Below are 23,666 nucleotides of genomic sequence, written 5' to 3'. Positions count from 1 at the left end.
AATCACTCCAAAAAACTTCCATCGGTTATGAAAACACTCTTTCTAACAAGGGCTACATCGCTACCAGTTAGGATTTCATCCCTGTATAAGCTAAGCGTTCTTCTAATAGCACTTACTGCACTGGGTAGCTTTTCATCCTGCCAGCGCGCCCCTTATGCCTATTTCACGCCGACACCCCGCGTACCCCATCAGCGGATAGCAGTCACTAATTCCACGGTAAACCCACCCGTTGAGCCTCAGATAACGGCTTCGTTGAAAGAGGAAGTTCCTGTTTCTACAAAACCCATCTGGGAACAACCAGCAGACAACACGTTTTCACATCCAGACGTAACCGCAGTCGACCAGACTCCTTCCCAGGGTCAACGTAAGCAGCCGCACCGCAACAAAACCGTGCCGCCCCAGTGCGACCAGATTGTACTGCGCAGTGGCGATGTCATTGAGGCCAGGATCAAGGAAATAGGGGTCAATGAGATTAAATACAAGAAATGTGATCGGCCGGATGGTCCTGATTATACCATTTCCAAACGCGATGTGCTGAGTATAAAATATACCAATGGCGATGTCGAACGCTTCAGTACAAACGCTAATTCATACAATACCAGCTCATCAGGAGGAAGTCGGGCCTCTTACGACAGCCCCACTAACTCCCAGAATGACGGCCCAAAAACGGACCCCTTCGCTATTGTGGCCATTGCAACCGGGGGACTCGCCATTCTGACGGGCTACGGTGCTTTTTTGTTAGGAGCAGCAGCCATTGTGTTTGGTGCGCTCAGTTTAACGCGCATTCGCAAAGAACCAGCCCGGTTTAAAGGGAAAGGATTAGCGCTCGGCGGAATGATTGCGGGTATCGTAGCGGCCGGTGTTATCCTGCTATATATGCTTCTATAGGCGCATTAGTTGCTATCTGGTCTGATCCAGATACGGAATTAACTTAATCCATTAACCATCCAGCACATGAAAAACGTTTGGATTGCCCTTTGCTTATTGTGGCTAGTGATCGCCTGTCTGCCTGAAAAAATTGGCAAGAAAGACCCTGAACCGGACCTGGCCGGTACCTATCAAATTACCAATTTTGTAAATGATGGTGTAACCTTGATTCCGAGGTCAGGTGTTAGTGGCCGGGTAAATGTGACGAAAGACAGTGATAATCAACTAGCGATATCGTTTTCCATTACCAATAATGGACAGACCTCTAATGTTGATGGAGGAATAGTATCCATCAGTAAGTCAAGTGGGTCTTCGTATGATATCGTAGAAAGCGGGACGCGAATCGGATCAATTGACGGCACTAATTTTTCGTTGAGTTATTCCGATATCAATAGTAGTTTTTCAATATCGGCAAAAAAATAAGGAATCTCTTCCGGGCGACAAACAGCCTGGCCCACAAATGCTTACTTCGATTTAATTCACCGGGTTAATTACCCAGTCTTTTTACGTTGAGGGGCCTGATCTATACGATCAAGCCCCTTTTATATTTCTGAAGTTATCCATGAACAATCTCCGGGAGTAAACTGGGATCGACACCAAATCTTGTCTGGAGCCTCTTGAGCCGGTTTCTTAGTTCGTCAATGTGCATGAGAATACCATTTCTGGGAGTTGAGTCGGCTCCTCGGTGCTTATTGGCTGTACCAGGGCCAGAATAATGTTGGCTAAATTGTTCTGCCTTTTTTTTCTGTGCTTTTTGCTTTTTCATATCCGTTGTTATTTACTGTTTATAGATAAAGCAAAAAACAAGCCTAAAAGTTGTGGATAGTGGTAATGGAATCACATCTACCTTTCGCTTCGAGCCGTGCCACGGTTACTGATGACGATTAATAAACCACCATCCGCGGTTGCGACCGTCCGCGGTTGCGACCGTCCGCGGCTGCGACCGTCCGCGGCTGCGGTGGCACGGCTCGAAGCGAAAGAACTGGTTCTATTTCATTTAAAATGGGCCTTTGTTAGCTGCTTTCTATTGCGAGCAACTGCCAAACGATCTGTATAACCTTTTCGAACAATAAAGCCTTGCGTTTCTTAAGATGTCAGCCATCACGACTAAGCAATTACGAATCGGCCTCGCATTGATTGCTTTTTTACACAACTATGATTCCACTTTTCCCCTACTGGAAATTTATAATCCACACTCCCTTAAGTCAGCAGGAAGCGCTGACCAGGCTTTCGAGCGAGGTCTCGTCGGCCCAACGACAGTTTTTTTTCTCCTGGGATACAAGCTCACAGGAATTTAGAGGAATCGTTTCGAACAATGACTTCTGTATCGAGCGCATCATTCACTACAGAAACTCATTTTTACCCACAACTTATGGTCATTTTCTACCTACTAAAACGGGCTTACAGATTCGTATCGTTATGAGTCTACATCCGATTATACTGATCATTGGCATTGTGTTGTGTTTCTGTGCACTTCTTTTTCTGGTTTCATTTGTCTATCGCTTCATGACCATTGGCCATTTCGATGAAGCCCTTAAAATACCTTTTCAGGTGATGGCTTTTCTCTACCTGCTATTCACGGGTGGCTTCGCCTTTGAAGCCGTTAAAGCACGTCGGTTGCTAAACCGCATTTTTGAGTCTAACCCGCCCACTTCGGCAGCGCCAGGTGCGTAATACATCCTGAAGGGACAGGGAAAGATAGGCGTTCAGGCAGAAGCTCCATTTTGACTTTACAGGATGAATGCCCATTGGGTAGGCTCTAATAAAAATGCCCGGTCACAAGCTGGCCGGGCATTTTTCGATAGTAAATGAATACACACTATGGCTTCAGGAGCTTCACTTGCTGGTGCTCGGTAGCCGTATTGACCTGTAAGAGCAAGAGCCCCTTGCCCGTACCAATGGGCACACTCACCCGCTCCAGTGAATCCGCTTCATCAAGCCGTTGCTGATGCAGGACCCGACCCTGAAGATCCGTCAGGTTTAACTGCACTGATTGGCCTGACACACCACGAATCTCGACCTCAACAGATTTACCCTCCACCGGATTGCCCAACACCTGCACTTGTAAGCCAGTACCAACTTCTGCTGCGCCCACTCGGGTAGGTGCCGTGCAGATCGAAAGCCAGTTGTAAACATAGCTGGCTACCGATGCCCCCTGTTTAGCCGTCAGGATAATACTCGGATTATCCGTGTACAGATTCAGACTATACGGCCCTGGATTAGTGGTAGCCGGCATCTCATTGATGACCGAGAAACTAATGGGTGAGCTGTCTACCCCGCCATACTGGGGCGTAAACGTTACCCGTCGCTGGCCAGAGCTCACCACCTCACAGTTCACCGTCGAAACACCCACAATCGTAAAGCCCGCTGGCGAAGTTGGCATGGGGTTCACCGTGAGTTGGAAGCTGGTTTGGGCGGACAAACCACCCGGATCCAGAGCGGTAACCTGAACGCTGCTAACGCCTGTGCTGGAAGGCGTGCCACTGATCAAGCCGCCATTGACCGAGAGTCCACTCGGTAAGCCTGTTGCGGAATAGGTCAGCGATTGCCCATCGGGGTCAGAGAAGTAGTTGGTTAACTGGAGTTGATAAGCTTGACCCACCAGAATGGTCTGGTTGGCAATACCATTCGTCGTGGGTGGATTATTCGGATCATTGCCCGTCTGACAGGAAGCCAGCCAGTTGTAAGCAAACCGCGCTTCTGGATTACCCGCCTGATTAGCCACCAGCGTGATCACCGGATTGTCATTGTACAGCCTAAGCGAATAAGGTGCCGGGGCTGTTGTGGTGGGCATCTCGTTGACCACCGAGAAGCTGATGGGATTCCCATTCTGACCGCTGTATTGGGGTGTAAACTGGACCTGATAGCCACCCTTGGCTTCATCGATGAGCTGGCAGTTGACCATTGTCACCTTGGTAATGGCAAAGCCACCCGGCAGGATCTGCAAACTGACCGGACTAGCTTGCGGGCTGGTGCAGTTGCCTACCGAGCAGGTAGCCGTGAGCGTATAATTGCCCGGCTGGCTAAAGGTATAAATAGTACCGTTTGCCTGACCTGTACCTCCTCCTTGTGGTGACCAGTTCACTGTTCCCGCACAACCCGTAGCGGTCACGGAGACGGGTTGGTTGGAAGTCGAGGTTGCCGAGGCTTGCAGACCGGGCGCAGCCACAGCGGTGTTACTGGTAACGGTGGTTGATGCCACCGCTGAGCAGCCACTGCCCGAGAGTACGGTAACCGAGTAAACCCCTTCCTGACTCACAGTGGCCGAGTTGCCGCTGCCGGTAATGGGGCCAGTGGGTCCACCAAAACTGTATGTCCCTCCTCCACTGGCGGTTAGGGTCACACTGGTCTGGGCGCAGGTCAGGGGTCCATTGTTTTGCAGGGTAGCTACCGGTAGCGCATTGACCTGTACCGATGCTGTTGCCGAGGCATTCATCCCATTGGCACTCACCGTCAGCGTATAGCTTTGTGATCCCGAATCAGAAGCCGTCAGTGTTTGCTGAAAAGCACCGGTTGAGGAGCTCCCTGTCGTGGGGGTGTCCTGCCCGTTGGTCAGCGTGAAGCTATAGGCTCCCGTCAGGTTGCCCACTGTCGCGGTGAACGTAAGGGGACTACCCGCGCAAACGGTCCCACTCAGTGGAGCAAAGCCACTCAGACTGGGACCAGGCTGGTAATTCAGGCTGTAGGTGTTAGACGGATTATTGAGGTTGCCGGCCGCATCCTGGGCCACTTCGCTGGGCACACTCACGGAGAGTGCCCCCGGACTGGTCGGGGTGAGACTCCCCGTATAGCGAATATTATCCAGGGTCGCCAGGTCCGTCACCGTGGCGTTGGTAAGGCTGAGATCGCCGGTCTCAACCCCTGTGACGGCTTCCGAGAAGGCAAGGGTCAGGGTAATAGGGCCGGTGATGGTACTGCCCGATGGCCCCGCCGAGGAGCTGATGGTAACGCTGGGCGGGGTGGTGTCAATTGTCCAGGTGTAGGTGGCCGGTGTAGGGTCCACGTTACCCGCCTGGTCGACAGCCCTTACCCGGAACGTATGGTCGCCCTCCACCAGCCCCGAATAGGACTGGTTACTAAACGATCTCTGTTGATATTCACTCCCATCCAGACTAAACTGGAAAGTGGAGCCGCCTTCAGAGTTGGAGAATCTAAACAGTGCCGAGGTGCTGCTGGTAATCAGCGGAGGAGTCGTCGAAAAGGACGTTTCGGGAGGGGAGGTATCCAGCTGGAAGGAGTTGGTATTGCTGAGAGGGCTATCGAGGCCATTGAGTCGGGCGATGGCATGAACCGTATGGGGCGCATCGGTCAGCGGAGTAGCTGGAGAATAGCTCCAGTTGCCTGTCTGGCCTGCGGTAGTCGTGCCGCTCAGCACGTTATCGATATACACCAAGACCGTACTGTTGGCTGGAGCGGTTCCGCTACACTCCGGTGTGTTGTCGTTGAAAATCCCCCCATTAGCCGGTGTGATGACAGACGGGGCAGCCGGTGGGTTATTCACGGTGAGCGTGAAGGCATTCGTGGTCAGGGAGTTGCAGGCACTGGTTGCCACCAGTGAGTAGCTGCCTGACTGACTGACAGTGACTCCATTGAGCGTCAAGGTAGCTGATGTTTGCCCGCTGACAATACCGGCCTGGTTATACCACTGCAAGCTGGTGGTTGTGCCACTGATACCCACCTGTACCCGCACATTGGCTCCGGCGGCTACCGAAGAACTGCTGACGGGCTGCTGGGTGATGACTACTGGCGTACTGCCATATAGCACCGAGATATTGTTACTGCCAGCATTGGCGGTAATGATATCGGGACGACCGTCAGCGTTAAGATCACTGACCACGACAAAGTAAGGTTGATCATCTACAGGGTAATTGATCGCAGCCGCAAAGCTTCCGGCTCCATTTCCCAGCAGCACGGAGACATTGTCACTAAAATTATTAGCTGAAATAATATCCAGATGCCCATCGGCATTGACATCACTTACTGTCATATTAAAAGGCACTGCCCCAACGGGATAGCTGGTCGCCGAAAAGACTCCTCCAAGTTGCCCACGAAGTACCGTCACAGAATTATCCGATGAATTGGCGGTGATGATATCGGGACTTAAATCGCCGTTGATATTGCTCACTACTACGCCGGAAGGCCCGTCTCCAACGGCCCAGTTTACTGCCGGGCGGAAGCTGCCATCCCCCACGCCGGGGAGTATCGATACGTTGTCACTAAAACCATTCGCCGTGACAATACTGATTTTACCATCTCCATAAACATCGGCCGCCCACACCGAAAATGGAGAATCCACTATTGGATAGTCCATAGGAGTAGCAAAGCTTCCGGCTCCATCTCCCAGTAATATTGACACAGTGTTACTGTTATAATTGGCGGTGATGAGATCCAGATGACTATCGGCGTTGATATCACTTATCGCTACCGAAACAGGTGCAGACCCTACTGGGAAATTGACAGGGGACGCAAAGCCTCCGGCTCCATCTCCCAGTAATATTGACACAGTGTTACTGGTAGCATTGGCCGTGATGAGATCTGGTCGTCCATCTCCATTCACATCCCCGGCCACTACTGATCGAGGATTAATCCCTGTCGGGTAGTTGATCGCTGAGGCAAACCCTCCTTCCGCTTTCCCCAACAGCACGGAGACATTGTTACTGGTATTATTCGCTGAAATGATATCCACATGACCATCGGCGTTGACATCACTCACCGTCACCGATCGGGGTTCAGTGCCTACCCCATAATTGGTAGCGGGTAGAAAGCATTGGGCTACAAGCCTGGACGGGATTATCAACAGTCCACCCACTAGTAAATAAACCAGCCAGAACATTTGAGCGCGGCAATAGATCGCCAGCCACTGAGGAAAAACGAACGGTAGAAAAGAGGACATACAGAAGGAGTTGAGTTAAAGGGAGTGAACAACTGACTTGCTATGAATTGATTGGCGGATAAATAAAAGGAGCCTAATGCCCAGCAGGTGAAGGACTTACTGAAAATCCTGCCAGAGGGGCAAAGAGATGTACTGGTGTAGTCATAAGCCGAAGAGAAAGTTGGTCGAGGATAAACAGAAAGGGCATGATTTTAGCCAATCAGACAAAAAATCAGGGGTATATACGTAAATACGATCTTATTAGATGTACTACATATCAACTTTTTTCATTACCTAGTAAATATACTCAGCAGTTCGCCGAGAGAAATTACGGGCTTGAATTCTTGCATTTACTGCCTGGCATATCAGAATGCGCGATTTCTGCAAAAATCGGGCGTTTCCTTCTATCCTCACTTTGCAGGCTATCTAGATCAGAAAGGAGCGTATCTATACAGGCTAGAGACGCGCTACCAGTTGTTTACCAATCGGCTTATAGCCATCGAGGGTTCATTCAGCCATCACCGAACGTATCCTGCATACGTTGGTCGTTTCTTCAATCAGAAGCTGCAAGGCAGGGCAACAACTCCTCAGCTTACACTACAGCTTATATAAGCGTCTGATGTGTTTGAAAATGTCCCCATATTGATAGCTTTCGTCCCCATACTATTAGTTGGCTAAACTATTTTTAAGGGGTTAAAATTAGCTTAGTCATAGCTTCCTTTTCTCCCAACGACTTATCGGAATACCTCTACACCTTCTGTCTACCCATGAGCTACCTGTATTTACGTGTCTTGTTAATTGGTTGGCTGTTTTATAGTTTTTCGGCCATATCCCTGGTCGCCCAGACCAGCCAACCATCCGATTCGACACTATGTGGCACACTTGACTTAACTCCTGCCCAGGCATTGTCTTTGATCAATCAGGGTAAATTGGCTTTAGAACGCAAGCGGGCATCAGGAGTAGCTTTTACCGCCATTACCTATGTGCCTATTCGACCTCATATCATTCGTAACAGCAGCGGGACATTAGGGACATTGCTATCGACCATCAATGATGCTCTGGCCAAAACGAATCAGTATTTTCTCCTAAATGGTGCAGGTATTCAGTTCTATTTTGCCGGAACAACGCCCGATTTTATTGATGATGATCAGCTCTTTTCGTATTTCCCCTATCCAGATGGGGCATCCGTGGATGGTCATGATGTGCCTAATGCTATGAACCAATATTACGTAAACCGATTTGCTAGCCCTAATTTAGGAGGCTATGCTTACTACCCCAATGATGATCTCCGGTCAACGCGCTCATTTGTCTATGCGGATGGACACCGTATAATGCCCCATGAATTAGGCCACAATTTTAGCCTGATTCATACATTCGGGCAACGGCCGGGTACCGGGACGACGGCTGAACTGGTAACACGAGGAACCGGAGCCAATTGTACCACGCAGGGCGATTTGATCTGCGATACTCCCGCTGACCCCTACCTGATACCGGGAGCGAGTGTGATTCGAAGTAGAGGTGTAGATATTGGTTATGATCCCAACAGCACCGCCCGTGATGCCAATGGAGAGCCGTATGCACCCCAGATTACAAATCTCATGTCGTATTATTTCCCGCTCACCTATAGCTTTACCTCAGGGCAGTTTGATCGGATGCAGGAAGGGTTGGCCTTACGCCAGTCGCATACCAGCTACTCCCTGACGGCCCCGCCCACGGAGATGGTTGCGCCTAGTTTGGTGGTGGCCCAGTTGACCAATGGATTCGTTACGGTAACCTGGCAGGATAATTCGAGTAACGAAATGGGGTATTTCATTGAACGCTCAACCTCGCCGACGAGCGGTTTTGTAGCGATTGGCGGAGTCGGACCCGATGAGACCTCCTATAGTGACTATACGACCCAACTGGGTGTTCAGTATTATTATCGTATCCGTCCATCCAACACCACAACGGGTAGTCTGAGCCCTACAGTCAGTATTCGAACTCCTTCATCGAGCGGCATGGTGACAGGCCTGACAACTACTCAGATTACGGAGACAAGCGCCCAGCTCAACTGGACTAGCCTGGGAGAAAATATAACCTACGACGTCCAGTGGCGAACCATAGGGAGCCCGACGTGGGAGCTTATCCCGAATGTAGGCGTAACCAACACACGTCTTTCTACTTTGTTTGAGTATACAACTTACGAATGGCGCGTCAAGGCAACGGATTCGAATACTTATACTGAATCGGTAACCTTCAAGCCCTTATGTCCCGTACCTCAATTTGTCAATGCTGCTCCAGCCCGTATATCAGCTTCCGCAAATTGGAACAGAGAGACTGATGCCCAAACGGTTACCCTTCAGTGGAGGGCCGTGGGATCTGCTGATTGGGCTGCCATAACCGGCTTAACAATTGGTCCGTATTCCCTCACTGGCCTGAGTGCTTCTACTCCGTACGAATTAAGAGTTCAGGGCGTTTGTTCGGCAACGGATCAATCCACCTTCACCAGCCCGCTCACCTTTACCACCTATTCCTGTCAGGCACCTAATTCAGCCTTTACCTCCTCTGTGCGATCAACCTCAGCGCTGGTGAGCTGGTTTACCTCCTTTTCTGACCCAGCCCGGACTTTCGAGTTACGGTATCGTCCAGTTGGAACACCAGTCTGGAATAGTGTTAGTAGTTTAACAACTTCCAGCTACTCGCTCACCGGACTGGCCAACAACACTACGTATGAAGTTCAGGTTAGAAGTGTCTGCTCATCAACAGAGATGACAGACTTTACTACCCCGAATACCTTTACTACCTTTTGTGGGTTGACGCCCTTAGGTCTCACAGCCAGGGCGTCTGCTACGGCCGCAGACATGTCCTGGGGCTTTGCGGGGGTACCCGAACCAGGTAGTTTCTACGAGCTGGAGTATCGCCCGGTGGGCACTACAACCTGGAGTATCGTCTCGGGGATCAACAACTTCAGCTCCTATAATTCTCGTCTGTTAGCAGGTTTGTCGCCCCAAACGACCTACGAGGCCCGCCTGCGAACCCGATGCGCCGTCAATGCCTACTCCGGTTATTCGCCGGTTACTACCTTTTCCACCGGCTGCAATGCCCCGGATCGGTTAATAATACAAGATGTTTCATCAACGACGGCGAAGCTCAATTGGGGACAAGCTTCCGATGAAGGGATACGTTTTGATTTGCAGTATCGGTCAGTAGGCTCACCTGATTGGACAACGATTAGCAACTTACCATTACCTGGGGTCAACAGCTATACCCTGACTGGACTAAATAGCCAATTTCAGTACGAGTGGCAGGTCCGGGCCAACTGTTCGGCAACGGAAAGTACAACGTTCACGGCAGGGCCTACTATTTCACTCCGGTGTCTGATACCAACGCCAGCTTATTTTCCAGCTGTTCAGGTTACCTCAGCTTCATTGACCTGGTCTGCGACCGAAACCGGAGCCAGTTATGAGGTACGCTATCGACAGAGCGGCAGCTCAGACTGGCTAACAGTCAGCGGGTTAGTTAACCCCAATACTCTGGTCACAGGCCTAACGATAAACACCCAGTACGAGTGGCAAGTCCGGGCACGCTGTTCGAATGGCTCCTACGGCGATTATTCCAGCCTCTCTACCTTTCGTACAGCCAGCTGCGGATCACCCACTGGCTTATCGGTGAAGAGCAATCCTACCTCGGCCCGGCTATACTGGGGCTTTGCCTATGCGAATGCCGATACCCGCTATCGGCTTTTATACCGGGAGATCGGCGCCAATAACTGGATCTTTCTCGACAATCTGACCAGTTCGAGTGGGGCGGGGTATATTGATTTGGCGGGCTTGCTGCCCCGCAAGCAGTATGAATGGCAGATTCAGACCAATTGCGCACCCGGTGAAAATTCAGATTTTGTTATCGGACCCGATTTTATCACCCGATGTGCAACGCCTACAGGTTTAGGTGCTTCCACTCAAATGACGTCAGCTACCCTGGTTTGGGCTTCGGCTGGTTTAGGCAGTGAACTGTATGACGTGCGGTATCGATTGGTAGGAGCTACAGACTGGATTACAACCAGCAATTTGGCTGCTACCAGGCTTGAACTGTCGAGCCTACAGATTAATACTGCCTACGATTGGCAAGTTCGAACCCTTTGTAGCGAAGCAATGACCTCGGATGTATGGGCGACCAGTCAATTCACGACAATGGCCTGTACTATTCCATTTAACCTAACTACCAGCGCCCTAACGACTACTTCGGCCCGTATTAACTGGAGTTTTTCGTGGGCAACTGTCGATACCCGTTACGAAGCTCGCTACCGGATAGTGGGAACGGCTACCTGGACAATGTTGCCTAATTTGACCAGTTACAACGGGAATGGCTATACGGATCTGAGTGGACTAACACCTGAGACGGCTTATGAATGGCAGATTCAGGCAATCTGTTCGGCTACTGAGCGATCGAATTTCTCTGCCTCGGTTAACTTTCAGACAAGCGGTCTTTGTTCGAGTATGTACACGGTAAAGGCTGGCGAGTGGAATGATGGGGCTGTCTGGTCGTGTAGTCGAATCCCTCTTGCCGCAGACAGGGTCACATTAAATCATGCTGTTACATTGCCTGTTGATTACACGGGGCAGGTCCTTCGGATTAATTATGGAGCTGCTGGCCGGCTACTGTTTAGCCCCAACAGTAAATTAAACTTAACTGCTAATCAAAATTGATCTTTACGGTTAGGGCGTAGTTGATAGACGGCTGGAAGGCTACTGCCGGAGCCTGATTGCTCAGGGAAATGAGCTATACATTATGGACTGAATCCAGGGCAACGGTGGTGATCAACGTGCATTGATTTCATCGCCTGAAGGCCTCGACAAAGTAGGCTAACTTAGCGTTGAGGGATTATACAACAGACAATACAACCTTTATCCAGTAGAAGTGGTCTAGTATGTCTCTTACCTCAATCCCTGATTCCTATGAAAAGAATAACAACGCTATTGATGGCTAGCCTGGGGACTTTTAGTCTGGCCTGCCAGCAACAGGATAATCTGGCGGATGAGAAGCCCGCAATTAAAGCCATATCATTCGTCGGCATACCCACGCAAAATGTCCGTTTCGATGCCTCGAACGCTCGAATCACGGTCCAGTTGCCAGCCATTGTGAACGGAGGATTGCAACCTGTTTTTGAGTTAACTCAGGGAACGCAAGTACTGGATGGGGTCATGGCCGATAAGACCATAGACTTGTCAGCTTTCTGTGCCTGTAACCCCTCTAATCACCCAAAAAAAATAATCTTACGAGTAGGGAATCAGAAAACAACCGCTGTTTATGAATTAGTAGTGGTCGCTACTGGTCCGTTGAAGGCCCGCAATACTGCGGATCAATTTATATTTTCGCGAAAGACAAAACGCTTGGACCTACGCCTACCGGTCGAAAACTTATACAGCAATCCGCATGTCGATATGCTCCTGTTTACGGATGTGGTTACGGGGCATGTGACCCGGATTAGTGCGGACGCAGCCTGCTTGAATGGCTGTATCAGCAATGCCCCTAACGAGCTCGTCTTTTCACTGGGCTCCCCCATCGAGCAAGAGTTACTTCCCGGCACTTACACAATTAGTGTAACTGGTATAGGTTTTCCTCAACATCTAGTAGTTACTGATTAATTAGAATAGGAAATAAATAGCTCCAGCTGTGCCGTAGCCATGCCCTAATACAACAGAATCACCTTATTGATGCGTCTACCTACAACCCTCTTCTCCGGAACGGGCTCTTCCTAAAACAGGCGGCATAAACTTGGTTGCCTCATAAAAAAGTGCTTCTCCGCTTATCTTACATAATTAACTACTAATCAAAGCTATATGAAGCTTTTTTTATCAATCACTTTGTCTTTGTTGTTTATGGGTAGCGAATTATTTGGCCAGCAAAAGCGATTTTCATTTGGCGTCAAAGCAGGTGTCAATTTTTCAAATGCCAAAGAATTTACCAATGACTATACGCATGGAGGTAACCCGAAAGCTAAATGGGGATATCAAGTTGGCTTTAGTACTGACTACTCGGTAACAAACTCTGTTTACTTCCAGTCAGGGCTTTCGCTGACTACGAAAGGAACCAGACACCAGGGCGCCGAGATTTGGATTGGTAGCACTACTCCTCCCACTACGTTTTGGGAAAGCACAACGAACCAGGTTTATCTTCAACTGCCTCTGCTGTTGGGTTACAAAATTAACTTGTCAAACTTGGCAAAAATGCGTGTCAATGCGGGCCCTTATATAGCCTATGGGATTGGAGGAAAGGAAATTATAAAAGAGAAAACTATTCCCGCATCCGTTAGAGATGACAAACGATTCACAAGCGATACGTTTGGTAAAGACTACCGTAGGTATTCTCCCTACAACCTGAAAAGACAAGACTACGGGATAAGTTTAGGCCTTGGCATTGACTACAAGAAAGTTGTTTTAAGTTTTGACTACCAGGTGGGCTTGTTAAATGTCGCTGAAGCGAACGAGCGAGATACAGCTCCTCTACCTGTAGATTATCGAAACAGAAATTTGTCATTGATAGTCGGGTATATTTTCTAAAGTCAGGTGTAGCCAATGGAGAGACTGCCAATCTTTTCACATAAGTTCAGCGGTTATGATCCCGCTCCGGCAGTGCTGTTGCAAAAATAAAGTAGCTGTTCAGTGAGTCGGGCAGTTTGCCGGTATAGGACTAGTTCAGGTCAGAAAACTCTTGCAGACTGCCCCAAAACAAGCATACATTAGCTTTTGCAGCAGCCATCGCACGGCACGTATACGACAAGCTATGAACGTTGAAATTAATTGAGTATAAAGCTAACCTCACGCTCTTAACTAAATTTAAGCCTGATTATATGTTAATAACTAATGGCTCAGCTATTAACATCATTAAACTCAATTGATAGATATGACCACTCAACTAGCCAGAAAAATTTCTTTCCGTATCCTAACACTAAGCATAACGATAGCCGCTCTTCTAAGCGCTTGTTCCAAACCTGGATCTGTTGATCCTCCCGTAGCTATCCCAGCTCAGTATGAACTCAAGGACGTTCGCTATTTCTTCAATATAGGAGATGGCGTTGATACGACAACGCTCCACCTAAAGGGCCTGCGTGTGCAGAATCCAGGCAGTACCCTATCTACCCAGCAAGTCGAAGATGGCTTTAGTGAATTAGTTAAAACATCTCAGTTCGTCATCGATCAGACTAACTTTCTGCCAAAGGAAACAGAACTAAGCCGATTCGAACTCAGGGTGCCACAACACTGGTATGGCAATGGGTCATTCGATTTTTCTGTCGAAACGTATCCTCTTAGCGTTACCCAGCAGCAAAAGCCTTATGGATTTGAGCAAAAGGAACTAGTAACGATCCGGATTCCCCCCAAGTCCAACGTTGACATCAGCCGCCAAATCGATGCTTATCACCTGGAATGTTCGTTCCAGGCCGTTCTGGAAAATAGAACGACGGGCCAACGCTACCCATTGACCGGCAAATGGAAAGGTCTTTTGCAATATGCCAATCCTACAACAATGCTGATGGAGTCTTCTTTGTAGGACTTTCCTGATAGCAGTCGAATTAGTAAACCACATACTCCTTATGAAAGCTACCTATTTACTCGTTTGCATGCTGCTTAGTTTGCTCAGCTGGCAATGTTCATCTAGTGAGGAGGCAGCACCTCCTAAACTGGATTATGATCAGGCTAGCCGTCAATTGATGAACGATTTAGCTCCTCAAATTGTGGGTCGATAGTCACTCCGCCAAGTCCAGGTTAAGTACAAAAATGAGTATGGCCAACGCGAAATTAAGCTAACCAAGGATAGTACATTTCAAAACCTGGCTACTCTGACGATTATACCGGCAAAAATTCCTCGTAGTTCGCCAGTTGATACCCGTCGTGGCGAATATGATGGGACGATTACCTATGGCAGTAAAACCTATCCGGTTTCCTTTGATATGTTAGCCAATGCAGAATGGATCGTCTCGAAAAAAGGACCTCAGACATTTTTCTTATTTGAGTATCACTTTCCAGACGGATCACACCTGACCGAGCCGGAGGAAGCATTTTTGCAGCATGTCGGTTTAATTGGAGACAATTTCTCGTTAGAAACTACAGTTGGGCAACCAACCATGATCTGGCGGGGCTTGAACAGAGGGATTGAACGGATCGAACTGGTTAGACAATAGTAGTTTAGTCATGAATTGCCTTAATCCCTTAAAACAGATGCATTAACTGCATTTGTAAGCCTATTTGATAGGAATGATAGTATGAATATCCAGAATGATCTTGGAGATTATACTGCATCGTCGGTTGAGCAATAAGCAGCAGGTGATTGTTCAGCTGGTAGATGGCTCCGATTCCAATCAGCGGAGTGATGGCTAAAGCTTTGCCAAACTTGACTGGCACTTCCTCGCCGGTGCCATCCAAATCAACATAACTAATACTTCTGAAGTCCAGGGAAGCACCCAGCGAAAAATAGGGAGAAAGCCGTTTGGTGGATGATTGATAATTCACCAATAAAGGCACCTTATAAGCATTGGTAAAGGGATGACTATAGCGATAGGGGAGTTGAGTGGAAATGCCGTTTATATCGATATGAGAGGTGCCATCTAAGCCATGAGTGGCCCAAATGCCTGTCGAAGCCGACCATTTTGGGGAGAAGCTATAACGGGCAGACAGGCCAAGCATATAATTGAGTGCATGCGAAGCTGAGGTAACGACTGTTGTTGGTAATTGAGTGTTCAGGTCAGGAAAAGGCAGGTCTAACTTATAATCCGTATGGGCATAAATGGGTGCCAGGTTGACGGCCACAGCGAATCTACTTTGTCCAAAGGTCAAGGTAAGGCTTCCAAGAAGAAAGAGTCCGCAAAAGCCGATGCAAGTCCAAATTTTCATAGTCGTTAGGGATTAAATTCTGTTGAATACGCAACCGTTCAGTTAAGAAGCGCTGAAGTGATCAGATATAACGTCGGTGATGGATTTTGTATGAAAGAACTATACCCAGATCGCCGATGAGCTAAACCGGAACGGGTTTCGGACGCCAATGGATGGTGAGTTCCAGGCTAATCAGGTCATACGGTTAATTAAGTGGCAGCGGGTAGAAATAGCTACTTGAGAAGAACATTTCTCCTACTTAGTTAGTCTTTTTTGTATGTTGCCCCTGCGTACGCTCCTTATCGATCTATTTACTTGCAAGCAATGACTGGCTCCGATAAGCCTTTTGACAAGAAGACGCTTGGTGAGCGTCTGGATGTACATTTCGCCCTACAAGCGGCCGGGCTAGGGGCTTGGGAAATGGACCCCCAAACCAACCACGTCCAATGGGATGACCGCTGCCGCGAGCTGTTCGGTCTGGCCAAAGACCATATAGTGGCCTATCAACAGGCCGTTCAGCATATCCATCCCGAGGATATTGACCAAGTTAATAAGGCTATAAACTGGGCGATGAACCCTGAGTCAGATGGATTCTATGATCAGACTTTCCGCACCCTGGGAGCCGATGATGGCCAACTGCGCTGGGTACGCTTTCAGGGACGCGCCTATTTTAGCGAGGCCGGTAAGTTGTCCCGATTCGCCGGCATCGCTCAGGAGGTTACTCAGCCCCAGCCGATACCAGCCCACCGCCAGCAGCGAATCTACGAAGCCATTACGGCCAGCACACCCGACCTGGTCTATGCTTTTGATCTGAGCTATCGGTTCACTTATGCTAATCAGGCATTATTAGCGATGTGGGGCAGTACCTGGGAAAAAGCCATTGGCAAAGGGCTACTGGAAAACGGCTATGAACCCTGGCATGCTCAGATGCACGAACGGGAAATCGACCAGGTAGTAGCCACGAAACAACCAATCCGGGGTGAGGTAGCCTTCCCTCACGCCACGTTGGGCAGACGCATTTACGACTACGTATTTGCCCCTATAGTTAATGAGAAAGGGGAAGTCGAGGCCATCGCCGGCACGACCCGGGACATTACCGATCGGAAGCGGGCCGAAGCCGCTTTAAAGGTCAGTGAAGAACGTTTCCGTTCGTTCGTGATGGCGAGTTCAGACGTGGTCTATACCATGAGCGCCGACTGGCGGCAAATGAATCAATTGGTAGGCAAAACGTTTTTGACCGATACCCAACAGCCCAACCGCGACTGGCTGCTGAAATATATCCCGGCAACAGATCAGGCACAGGTAGAAAGCGCCATCGAAGCGGCCATTGCGGGCAAGCGGGTGTACGAGCTGGAGCATCGGGTGATTCAGGCCGATGGTCAGATTGGCTGGACTTTCTCGCGGGCCGTACCCATTCTGGATGAGCAGGGCCAGATTCTGGAATGGTTGGGTACTGCCAGTGACGTAACTGAGCAGGTGCAGGCGCTGCAACAAAAAGAAGAAAGCCTGCGTCAGCTGCTAACTTTATTCGAGCAGTCACCGGTGGGCTTAGCCACCCTCAGCGCTGATGACGAACTGGTTTTTCAGTGGGCCAATACGTTTTACGGGGAGTTGGTGGCTCGTCCGAACCAAGACCTTGTGGGCAAACCATTACTGGAAGCATTGCCCGAAATCAAAGGCCAGGGCTTCGATGGTATACTGAAAGAGGTCATTGCAACGGGAACGCCGTATATTGCCCTTGAGGTAGCGGTGAATATCCTTCGGGATGGCCGGCTGGCCACCATCTATGTAGATCTAGCCTACCAGCCTCGAAAGGGAACTCAGAGTGAGGTAGAAGGTATCCTGGTGTTGGCCACCGATGTGACTCAGCAGGTCAGAAGCCGAAAAGAAATTGAAGCGAGTCAACAACTCTTGCGGGATCTGGTGCTATCAGCCCCTATTGGTATTAGTATCCTGAATGCGGCCGATTTGGTGATCGAAACAGTTAATGATGCGTTCATAGAAGTAGCCGGCAAAACGTATGAGCAATTGATAGGGCAGCATTACTGGGTGCCCTTTGCGGAAGTAGCGCCTTACTATGCAGACGCCTTAAGCAGGGTGGCCCAGGAAGGAGAAACGTTTTCAATCAACGAGGTAGAAATGAGGTTGATTCGGCATGGCCAGGAAGAGTTGATCTATGTCACGTTTGTCTATATGCCGATAAAAGATACGGCAGGCCGGGTACAGAAAGTGGCCGTTTGGGTATTGGAAAACACCCATCAGGTAACCCAGCGACGAAAAATCGAAGAGCAGGTCCAGCAACGCACCGAGGAACTAGCCGCAGCCAATGAAGAATTGGCGGCTACCAATGAAGAACTGGCTGGCAGTAACGAAGAGTATGCGGCCATCAATGAGGAACTGGAAGAAGCCAACTTCCTGCTGAACCGCTCCAACGACAACCTCCAGCAATTTGCCTACGTGGCCAGCCATGACCTGCAGGAGCCGCTTCGCAAAGTGCAGTCCTTTGGTGATCTGCTAACCCAGCAATACAGCGACCAACTCGGCGAGGGCGTGACGTATCTGGAACGGATGCAGGCAGCGGCCTCTCGAATGTCAGGCTTGATTAAAGATTTACTGGCCTACTCGCGCATTTCGACTCAGCGTGATAGTAGGGGCCCGGTGTCATTAGCGTCCATTGTGCAGACCGTATTGACGGATTTGGACCTGGTGATTGAAGAAACCGGGGCTCAGGTGGAGGTCAGCCCCTTACCAACCATTGACGGTGACCGTTCCCAGTTGGAGCAGCTCTTCCAGAACCTGCTGGCTAACGCGCTGAAATTTCGTCAACCGGAAGTCACCCCCAGGATTCAGGTAAAGGCGGGCTGGCTGGCGGCTGACCATCTGCCAATTGGTATTAAACCGGCTCGAAAGTCAATTGCTTATCACCGCATTGAGGTGATCGACAACGGTGTAGGCTTTGATGAGAAGTATCTGGACCGCATCTTTCAGGTCTTTCAACGCCTACATGGAAAGAGTCAGTTTGCCGGTTCAGGTATCGGCCTGGCCATCTGTGAGAAGGTGGTTACGAATCATGGCGGAGCCATCACAGCCAGTAGTCAACCTGGCCAGGGAGCAACATTCATCGTGTATTTGCCTGTCTAGCCGGTTAGCTGCAGACCTCAACTATCAGCCACGTTAAGCATTCGAACCGAATTAGCTGGTGGCCTACCCTTAAGTCTTCTTACGATCAATGACTTTCCTGGCTCCAAACCTTACTGATTCAGTAGTAAACGAGCCCCACTCATCCAGGTTACAGGAACCGAAACATCGTAAACAATACGGCGGGCCGTGGCCAGATAGCTTTGAGGAATGATAACCGCATGCTTCAGATGCACGCTATCTGTAGCAATTGGCACACGGCTACAGGACCAAACGCTCGAATCGTTCCAGTAACCACTTTTAACGGTGTACATCTGTTCACAGGCCGCTTTCGTCTGAAAGATTATTGAATTTGAAAAGGCGGAGCTTTCAGTCGGCGAACAAAGTGCTCTCACTTGCCATTCGTATTGTGTTGAGCTAGCTAAATTCGTTAAGCTGTAGGTACTCAGATTATGGGCACTAATGGTAAGGCTACTAACTGTCGTCCAGTCGGCAATTCCCACGGCACGCCAGCGGATTTCGGCGCGCGTATCACTGGCTCCATTAAAAAAATACCAACCCAGCGTCGCTGAATTTTCGGTTATATCGTACGTACCCGGACTAGGAATACCACATGGATACGTTACAAAACTAGCGATCGCCGAGTAGTCCGAATATGGCCCATCTGGACATTTTGTCCGCACCTGCCATTCATAGCCAGTACCACTTAAGAGGCCACTGAGTGCACTATTGTTCGCAGATAGATTGTTCATCTCTGTCCAGTCGGTGGTACCTGTCCGCCGGTACCGCAAATCATAGGTAACGCCAATACCCATGGGGCTCCAGCTCAGGGATGCTCCTGAAATGGTGGCGGAATAAAGGCTGAGACCTACCGGCGTTCGGCATTGGGTCGTAAAGTTCGGCCCACTAGTGAACTCCGAGCTGACCGAAGGCGAACAGGTCGTTCTGATTTGCCACTCAAAGGTTGTATTGTTGGGTAAACCGGTGGCATTAAAACTACCGTCTGTCGTGGTAGCCGTCAGGTTGCTGACGGTGGTTGTCCAATTGGAAGAACCCAGAGGACGATACCTGATTTCGTAGGTAGTACCCGCTTCATTGCCTACATACCAGAAGAACTGGACCGATGACGAGGTAACATAGGAGACATAGGCATTATTCGTCGTGACCGGATTACAACGGGTGGTGAAGATAGCCGTTGCCGAGTACTCCGACTGAGCACTTGCTGAACACGCCTGGCGGACCCGCCACTCGTAGGTCACATTGGTGGGAAGACCTGTTAAGTTATAATTGGTAACACCCAGATTACTGATCGTGCTCCACACCCCGCTACCCACGGATCGATACTGAAGCTCGTAGGTATTGCCTGGCTCGGCACTCCCATTGACGTACCAGGATAAGCGGGTAGCCGTAGCCGTTGTCGTGTTGTTGAGACCTTGAGGAATGGCACATACAGTGGTAAAGTAACTGGATGCCGAAAAATCAGACTGTTGCCCGCCTGGACAAAAGCTCCTCGCCTGCCATTCGTATAGGGTGTTGTTGGTCAGCCCACTCACCGAATAAGCCGTCGCGGTTAAGCTACTGACTACCGTCCAGTCGGCAGCTCCCACTGCGCGATACCGAAGTTCAGTCGTACGACCCGTTTCGTAATAGTTGAGTGACCAGTAGAGGTATGCTGAGGAAGACAATACATTGGATACCTGTAAGGAGGAAGGCACCAGACAGGATAAGGTCGAAAAGGTCTGGAGTGTCGTAAAGTCGGAACTCACCGTTGGCGAACAGACTCCCTGCACCTGCCATTCGTAGGCAGTTGAAGGCTGTAAGCCCGTTAACGAATAGTATCCTGTGGTCGATCCCAGGTTAGGGACGACAGTCCAGTTTGGATCGCCTACCGCACGCCAGCGCAGACTATAGGTCTGGCCGGGAACTGACGTGCTCCAACTGAGATTGGCCGATGCACGGGCCGGATACGAATACGGATAGGCGGGTACCTGACAGGGTATGGTGAAACTAATAGGCCCCTCATAGTGATCACTACCCGTCGTTCTGACCCGCCACTCATAGGTTGTGTTGGGGGCTAATCCGTAAATAGTCACCCTGTTTTCCGTCAGATTGGGGATTGTATTCCAGGTCGGGCTATCTACAGCCCGCCATTGTACTTCATAGGTAGCACCCGTGCCGGCGGCAGGCCAGTTTAAGATGGCAGTAGTTCCGGTGATGGATGTGGTTAACCCTGACAGGGTGACATCAATTAGTGAACTAAGACTTCCCGTCGTAGTATTTGAAGGACGTACCCGATAATAATAGTGGTTTGGTGCAGTTGCGCGACTATCGGTAAAGGTGGTAGCATTCGGCTCTACACCACCAATGGGAACAAAGCCCGTAGTGGGCGATGTCGAGCGTTCGATGAAATAGCCCATTTCATTCGTCGCATTGTCCTGCCAGGTCAAGGTCACCAAAGAGCCATTCAGACTGACACGTAAGTTACTGGGCGCCGGGGCATCGGTGGGTGGGGCATCGAGCGAGTAAGCGGTATGTGTCTGGCGGAGGGCTAAGCCTGCCTGCATCCGATCATACTGGCCGGGAGTAAAGTCATGCGTACAGGGATAGTAATAGGACATGATGTTGGTGATCGAGGGCGAGTAGGGTTCTCCATTGGCATCGCGGGCGGTGCTGTTTGGGTCGTATTGGGGACACGTTGTATTGGTCAAGTAAGCGCCTCCCATATTGTAGGGATCGGCGGGAGTATCACAGATCAAATCACCATCGGTCGTGCAGTTGGCCCCGGCCCCCCGCGTAACTAGCTCAGTTGTCGTTGCATTACCATTGTTATTGCCAAACGTATGGTAGAGGTTAAAGTTATGGCCTAATTCATGCGGAATCAGCCGGTTGCCCACATCCTCTATTGGGCCAACGACTCCGGTCATGATAAATGAACGGGTTGAGTAGCTGGCATTTGCGGGATAATAAGCGAATCCCCCTACAGTTGAGTTTGTAAATCGGTTTACATAGTACTGGTTCATTGCATTGGTCGCATCCCGACCGTCTACCACTGGCCCTTCAGGATAAGGGAAGCTGCTGAACAACGCATCATTGTCGATATAATCAGGTGTGGTACCGGCGAAGTAGAATTGAATACCATAGCCATTTGAGAGGTAGTAACTATTGGTGATCGCCATTGCCTGATTTAAATTGGCCAGCGAAAAGCCACCAGACCCATCACTTTGGCGAAGAATGTGAGGTCGAATAGGCACATAAGTGATGGCGGTGAAGGCCGCTCCCGAGGCTCGTTTGCGTTCCAGAGCCAGGTTACCCTGTTGCACCAGTGCGCGTATCTGTTGTGGAGTGAGGTCTTCCGTACCGCATTGTGGTTGTAAACCTGGAGACGGTTGAGCCAGCAATTGGCTACTAAAGACAAAAAAGAGCGACCAACTGAGAATACCGGTAACGATTCGATTCATAAATTTTGACAAAAATGAAGTTAGTTTTACAGGTTAGACTAAGTCTACTTTACTGATTGAGGATCGCCCAGCCCAGGCTGCCATTGACGTTCCCTTAGCAACTAGACCATTGCGATCTCTTTCATGGCAATGGCCGACCCGCAAAAGGCACCGAAACCCGGTCCGATTGTCGTAACAACATCTATAACCACCATTCACATTACTCTACTGTAGAAGCGGTAGGGTTCCCCGCCACGTCAGTTTCTCGTTGGATAATAGCCAGGTGTGGCCTTTATCATTATTGCCCTGATAAAATAAATAGGTTTGTCGGTTACGGTCTTCAAAAATGTGCGGATGGCCCGACTCACTGGCATTCCAACTACCCGGCATACCATTTTTCAGAAAAGGTTCTGTCTGCATCCGCTCCCAGTGCACGCCATCTTTACTGTGTGCGATGCCGATCTGCTGCGGCCAGTTGTTATAGGCACCCGCGTAAAACATCACTAGCTCTCCTTTGCGCTCGATCACCGAAGCGCCTTCAATACACTCGCCTTCCCAGGCTAATTCCGGCTTTAGAATCGGGCCGTCGGTAGAGAGTTGTTTCCATTCGTTCCGATTAAAGGAGGTTGTCAGCGGGGTTGCGGCTACGCCCAGAATCTGGGTTTTATAGGCTGGATCACGGGTAGCAAAATAGAGAAAATACTGGTTTTTAAATCGATACACTTCGGCATCGATGGCCCGACCGCAGTTCCACGAACCCGTGGGGTGAAAAATTGGGTTTGTTTCATTGCGCTGGAAGTGGATGCCATCCACCGACCACGCATGGCAGATGGCATCTTTAGGCCCTCCCCCATACGTCTGGTAAAACAGGTGCACTTTGCCATCTTTCAGCAAAGCACCGGGCGCGCAGATGCCAGCTCTTTCATAGTCGGCAACGGGCGGAATTTCCGCAATTTTTTGCCAGTCGATCAGATTCCGGCTTTCCGCAATACCAATACCCCAACCCTGTTTTACCCCGCTCGAATCGGTATAGGCCGGCACGGAAAAATACATCAGATAACGGCCCTTGAATTTAACCACGTGCGGATCTTTGGCATACGGTCGGCCCAGTCGGGAGCGATCGCCATACATCATCTTGCGAGGTTCTTTTCCATCAACGACATTTGGATGCAGCCAGCCGCTACTCAACATCAGAAGAAGGCCAAGGCCGATCGGCACTAAAAATCGATATTGTTTCATACTGTATTCGTGTAACCGGTTTTGGGGCAAAAGTCTAAGGGTTCGACATACGGGTTAATGGCTTGACTGGCAACCACAAACCCCAGGCTCGTCGTCGTTAAATGATGTGTATTGGTGAGCAACTACAAACCGATTAAACCTACCGTAAATGTATATAAAACAGTGATCCTCTGCTTGATGGTTGATTCTTTGATGAACTCTCCTGTA

General features: G+C 49.7%; 16 protein-coding genes. 11 read left to right on the top strand and 5 right to left on the bottom strand.

Translation table 11 applies throughout. The features are described from left to right. The first annotated feature begins 27 nt into the window (after nt 1-27). Both GJR95_RS30370 and GJR95_RS30365 read left to right on the top strand, forming a co-directional pair. Nucleotides 28-888 (top strand): DUF4190 domain-containing protein, encoded by an 861-nt coding sequence (locus GJR95_RS30370; protein ID WP_162389433.1) that lies wholly within the window; start codon nt 28-30, stop codon nt 886-888. 66 nt (nt 889-954) lie between these two features. Further along, entirely contained in the window at nt 955-1,350 is a 396-nt protein-coding gene (locus tag GJR95_RS30365) for a hypothetical protein (RefSeq protein ID WP_162389432.1), read from the top strand. Nucleotides 1,351-1,483: 133 nt separating this feature from the next. On the opposite strand, the gene GJR95_RS30360 is transcribed toward GJR95_RS30365, so the two are convergent. Continuing rightward, a complete protein-coding gene (locus GJR95_RS30360; RefSeq protein WP_162389431.1) occupies nt 1,484-1,693 on the bottom strand; it encodes a hypothetical protein in 210 nt (69 codons plus the stop codon). A gap of 389 nt (nt 1,694-2,082) precedes the next feature. Between GJR95_RS30360 and GJR95_RS30355 the strand changes: the two genes are divergently transcribed. Beyond that, the gene (locus GJR95_RS30355) at nt 2,083-2,601 is read left to right on the top strand and encodes a hypothetical protein (protein WP_162389430.1); all 519 of its coding nucleotides are present in this window, start codon (nt 2,083-2,085) and stop codon (nt 2,599-2,601) included. Between the two features lie 145 nt (nt 2,602-2,746). On the opposite strand, the gene GJR95_RS30350 is transcribed toward GJR95_RS30355, so the two are convergent. Then, nucleotides 2,747-6,820 carry an FG-GAP-like repeat-containing protein gene (locus tag GJR95_RS30350; RefSeq protein ID WP_162389429.1) on the bottom strand — a complete coding sequence of 1,358 codons (4,074 nt, stop codon included), beginning with the start codon at nt 6,818-6,820 and terminating at the stop codon, nt 2,747-2,749. 315 nt (nt 6,821-7,135) lie between these two features. Here GJR95_RS30350 and GJR95_RS30345 point away from each other — a divergent pair, with 315 nt between their 5' ends. The 7 genes from GJR95_RS30345 to GJR95_RS30315 all read left to right on the top strand — a co-directional run bounded on the left by GJR95_RS30345 (nt 7,136) and on the right by GJR95_RS30315 (nt 14,957). Next, nucleotides 7,136-7,411, top strand: a complete 276-nt coding sequence (locus GJR95_RS30345) for a hypothetical protein (protein ID WP_162389428.1) — start codon at nt 7,136-7,138, stop codon at nt 7,409-7,411. A 155-nt stretch (nt 7,412-7,566) separates the two neighbouring features. After that, nucleotides 7,567-11,484, top strand: a complete 3,918-nt coding sequence (locus tag GJR95_RS30340) for a fibronectin type III domain-containing protein (RefSeq protein WP_162389427.1) — start codon at nt 7,567-7,569, stop codon at nt 11,482-11,484. Nucleotides 11,485-11,733: 249 nt separating this feature from the next. Beyond that, nucleotides 11,734-12,423, top strand: a complete 690-nt coding sequence (locus GJR95_RS30335) for a hypothetical protein (RefSeq protein ID WP_162389426.1) — start codon at nt 11,734-11,736, stop codon at nt 12,421-12,423. Nucleotides 12,424-12,618: 195 nt separating this feature from the next. Next, nucleotides 12,619-13,338: a porin family protein gene (locus GJR95_RS30330; RefSeq protein ID WP_162389425.1), complete on the top strand. Its 720-nt coding sequence runs from the start codon at nt 12,619-12,621 to the stop codon at nt 13,336-13,338. A gap of 343 nt (nt 13,339-13,681) precedes the next feature. Next, entirely contained in the window at nt 13,682-14,326 is a 645-nt protein-coding gene (locus GJR95_RS30325) for a hypothetical protein (protein WP_162389424.1), read from the top strand. Nucleotides 14,327-14,369: 43 nt separating this feature from the next. After that, nucleotides 14,370-14,522: a hypothetical protein gene (locus GJR95_RS30320; protein WP_162389423.1), complete on the top strand. Its 153-nt coding sequence runs from the start codon at nt 14,370-14,372 to the stop codon at nt 14,520-14,522. Between the two features lie 204 nt (nt 14,523-14,726). Further along, complete coding sequence (locus GJR95_RS30315) at nt 14,727-14,957, top strand: hypothetical protein (protein ID WP_162389422.1); 231 nt, start codon at nt 14,727-14,729, stop codon at nt 14,955-14,957. 28 nt (nt 14,958-14,985) lie between these two features. Here GJR95_RS30315 and GJR95_RS30310 read toward each other — a convergent pair whose 3' ends face one another. Next, nucleotides 14,986-15,666, bottom strand: coding sequence for a PorT family protein (locus tag GJR95_RS30310; protein WP_162389421.1), 681 nt, complete (start codon nt 15,664-15,666; stop codon nt 14,986-14,988). A 303-nt stretch (nt 15,667-15,969) separates the two neighbouring features. Between GJR95_RS30310 and GJR95_RS41905 the strand changes: the two genes are divergently transcribed. After that, nucleotides 15,970-18,786 carry a PAS domain-containing sensor histidine kinase gene (locus tag GJR95_RS41905; protein ID WP_162389420.1) on the top strand — a complete coding sequence of 939 codons (2,817 nt, stop codon included), beginning with the start codon at nt 15,970-15,972 and terminating at the stop codon, nt 18,784-18,786. A gap of 110 nt (nt 18,787-18,896) precedes the next feature. On the opposite strand, the gene GJR95_RS30300 is transcribed toward GJR95_RS41905, so the two are convergent. Together GJR95_RS30300 and GJR95_RS30295 are read right to left on the bottom strand one after the other, a co-directional pair. Beyond that, a complete protein-coding gene (locus GJR95_RS30300) occupies nt 18,897-22,241 on the bottom strand; it encodes a fibronectin type III domain-containing protein (protein ID WP_162389419.1) in 3,345 nt (1,114 codons plus the stop codon). Nucleotides 22,242-22,445: 204 nt separating this feature from the next. Next, entirely contained in the window at nt 22,446-23,459 is a 1,014-nt protein-coding gene (locus GJR95_RS30295; protein ID WP_232540905.1) for a family 43 glycosylhydrolase, read from the bottom strand. Nucleotides 23,460-23,666 lie beyond the last annotated feature (207 nt).

This window comes from Spirosoma endbachense (genome assembly GCF_010233585.1).
GTDB classification, from domain to species: domain Bacteria; phylum Bacteroidota; class Bacteroidia; order Cytophagales; family Spirosomataceae; genus Spirosoma; species Spirosoma endbachense.
The sequence above is the reverse complement of the archived record's forward strand: the minus strand, read 5'-3'. Positions and strand labels throughout refer to the sequence as shown.

What these genes read in the sequence shown, in the direction of transcription:
- GJR95_RS30370 (WP_162389433.1), top strand. Translation starts at nt 28, where the DNA reads ATGAAAACACTCTTTCTAACAAGGGCTACATCGCTACCAGTTAGGATT.
- GJR95_RS30365 (WP_162389432.1), top strand. Translation starts at nt 955, where the DNA reads ATGAAAAACGTTTGGATTGCCCTTTGCTTATTGTGGCTAGTGATCGCC.
- GJR95_RS30360 (WP_162389431.1), bottom strand. Translation starts at nt 1,693, where the DNA reads ATGAAAAAGCAAAAAGCACAGAAAAAAAAGGCAGAACAATTTAGCCAA.
- GJR95_RS30355 (WP_162389430.1), top strand. Translation starts at nt 2,083, where the DNA reads ATGATTCCACTTTTCCCCTACTGGAAATTTATAATCCACACTCCCTTA.
- GJR95_RS30350 (WP_162389429.1), bottom strand. Translation starts at nt 6,820, where the DNA reads ATGTCCTCTTTTCTACCGTTCGTTTTTCCTCAGTGGCTGGCGATCTAT.
- GJR95_RS30340 (WP_162389427.1), top strand. Translation starts at nt 7,567, where the DNA reads ATGAGCTACCTGTATTTACGTGTCTTGTTAATTGGTTGGCTGTTTTAT.
- GJR95_RS30335 (WP_162389426.1), top strand. Translation starts at nt 11,734, where the DNA reads ATGAAAAGAATAACAACGCTATTGATGGCTAGCCTGGGGACTTTTAGT.
- GJR95_RS30330 (WP_162389425.1), top strand. Translation starts at nt 12,619, where the DNA reads ATGAAGCTTTTTTTATCAATCACTTTGTCTTTGTTGTTTATGGGTAGC.
- GJR95_RS30325 (WP_162389424.1), top strand. Translation starts at nt 13,682, where the DNA reads ATGACCACTCAACTAGCCAGAAAAATTTCTTTCCGTATCCTAACACTA.
- GJR95_RS30320 (WP_162389423.1), top strand. Translation starts at nt 14,370, where the DNA reads ATGAAAGCTACCTATTTACTCGTTTGCATGCTGCTTAGTTTGCTCAGC.
- GJR95_RS30315 (WP_162389422.1), top strand. Translation starts at nt 14,727, where the DNA reads ATGTTAGCCAATGCAGAATGGATCGTCTCGAAAAAAGGACCTCAGACA.
- GJR95_RS30310 (WP_162389421.1), bottom strand. Translation starts at nt 15,666, where the DNA reads ATGAAAATTTGGACTTGCATCGGCTTTTGCGGACTCTTTCTTCTTGGA.
- GJR95_RS41905 (WP_162389420.1), top strand. Translation starts at nt 15,970, where the DNA reads ATGACTGGCTCCGATAAGCCTTTTGACAAGAAGACGCTTGGTGAGCGT.
- GJR95_RS30300 (WP_162389419.1), bottom strand. Translation starts at nt 22,241, where the DNA reads ATGAATCGAATCGTTACCGGTATTCTCAGTTGGTCGCTCTTTTTTGTC.
- GJR95_RS30295 (WP_232540905.1), bottom strand. Translation starts at nt 23,459, where the DNA reads ATGAAACAATATCGATTTTTAGTGCCGATCGGCCTTGGCCTTCTTCTG.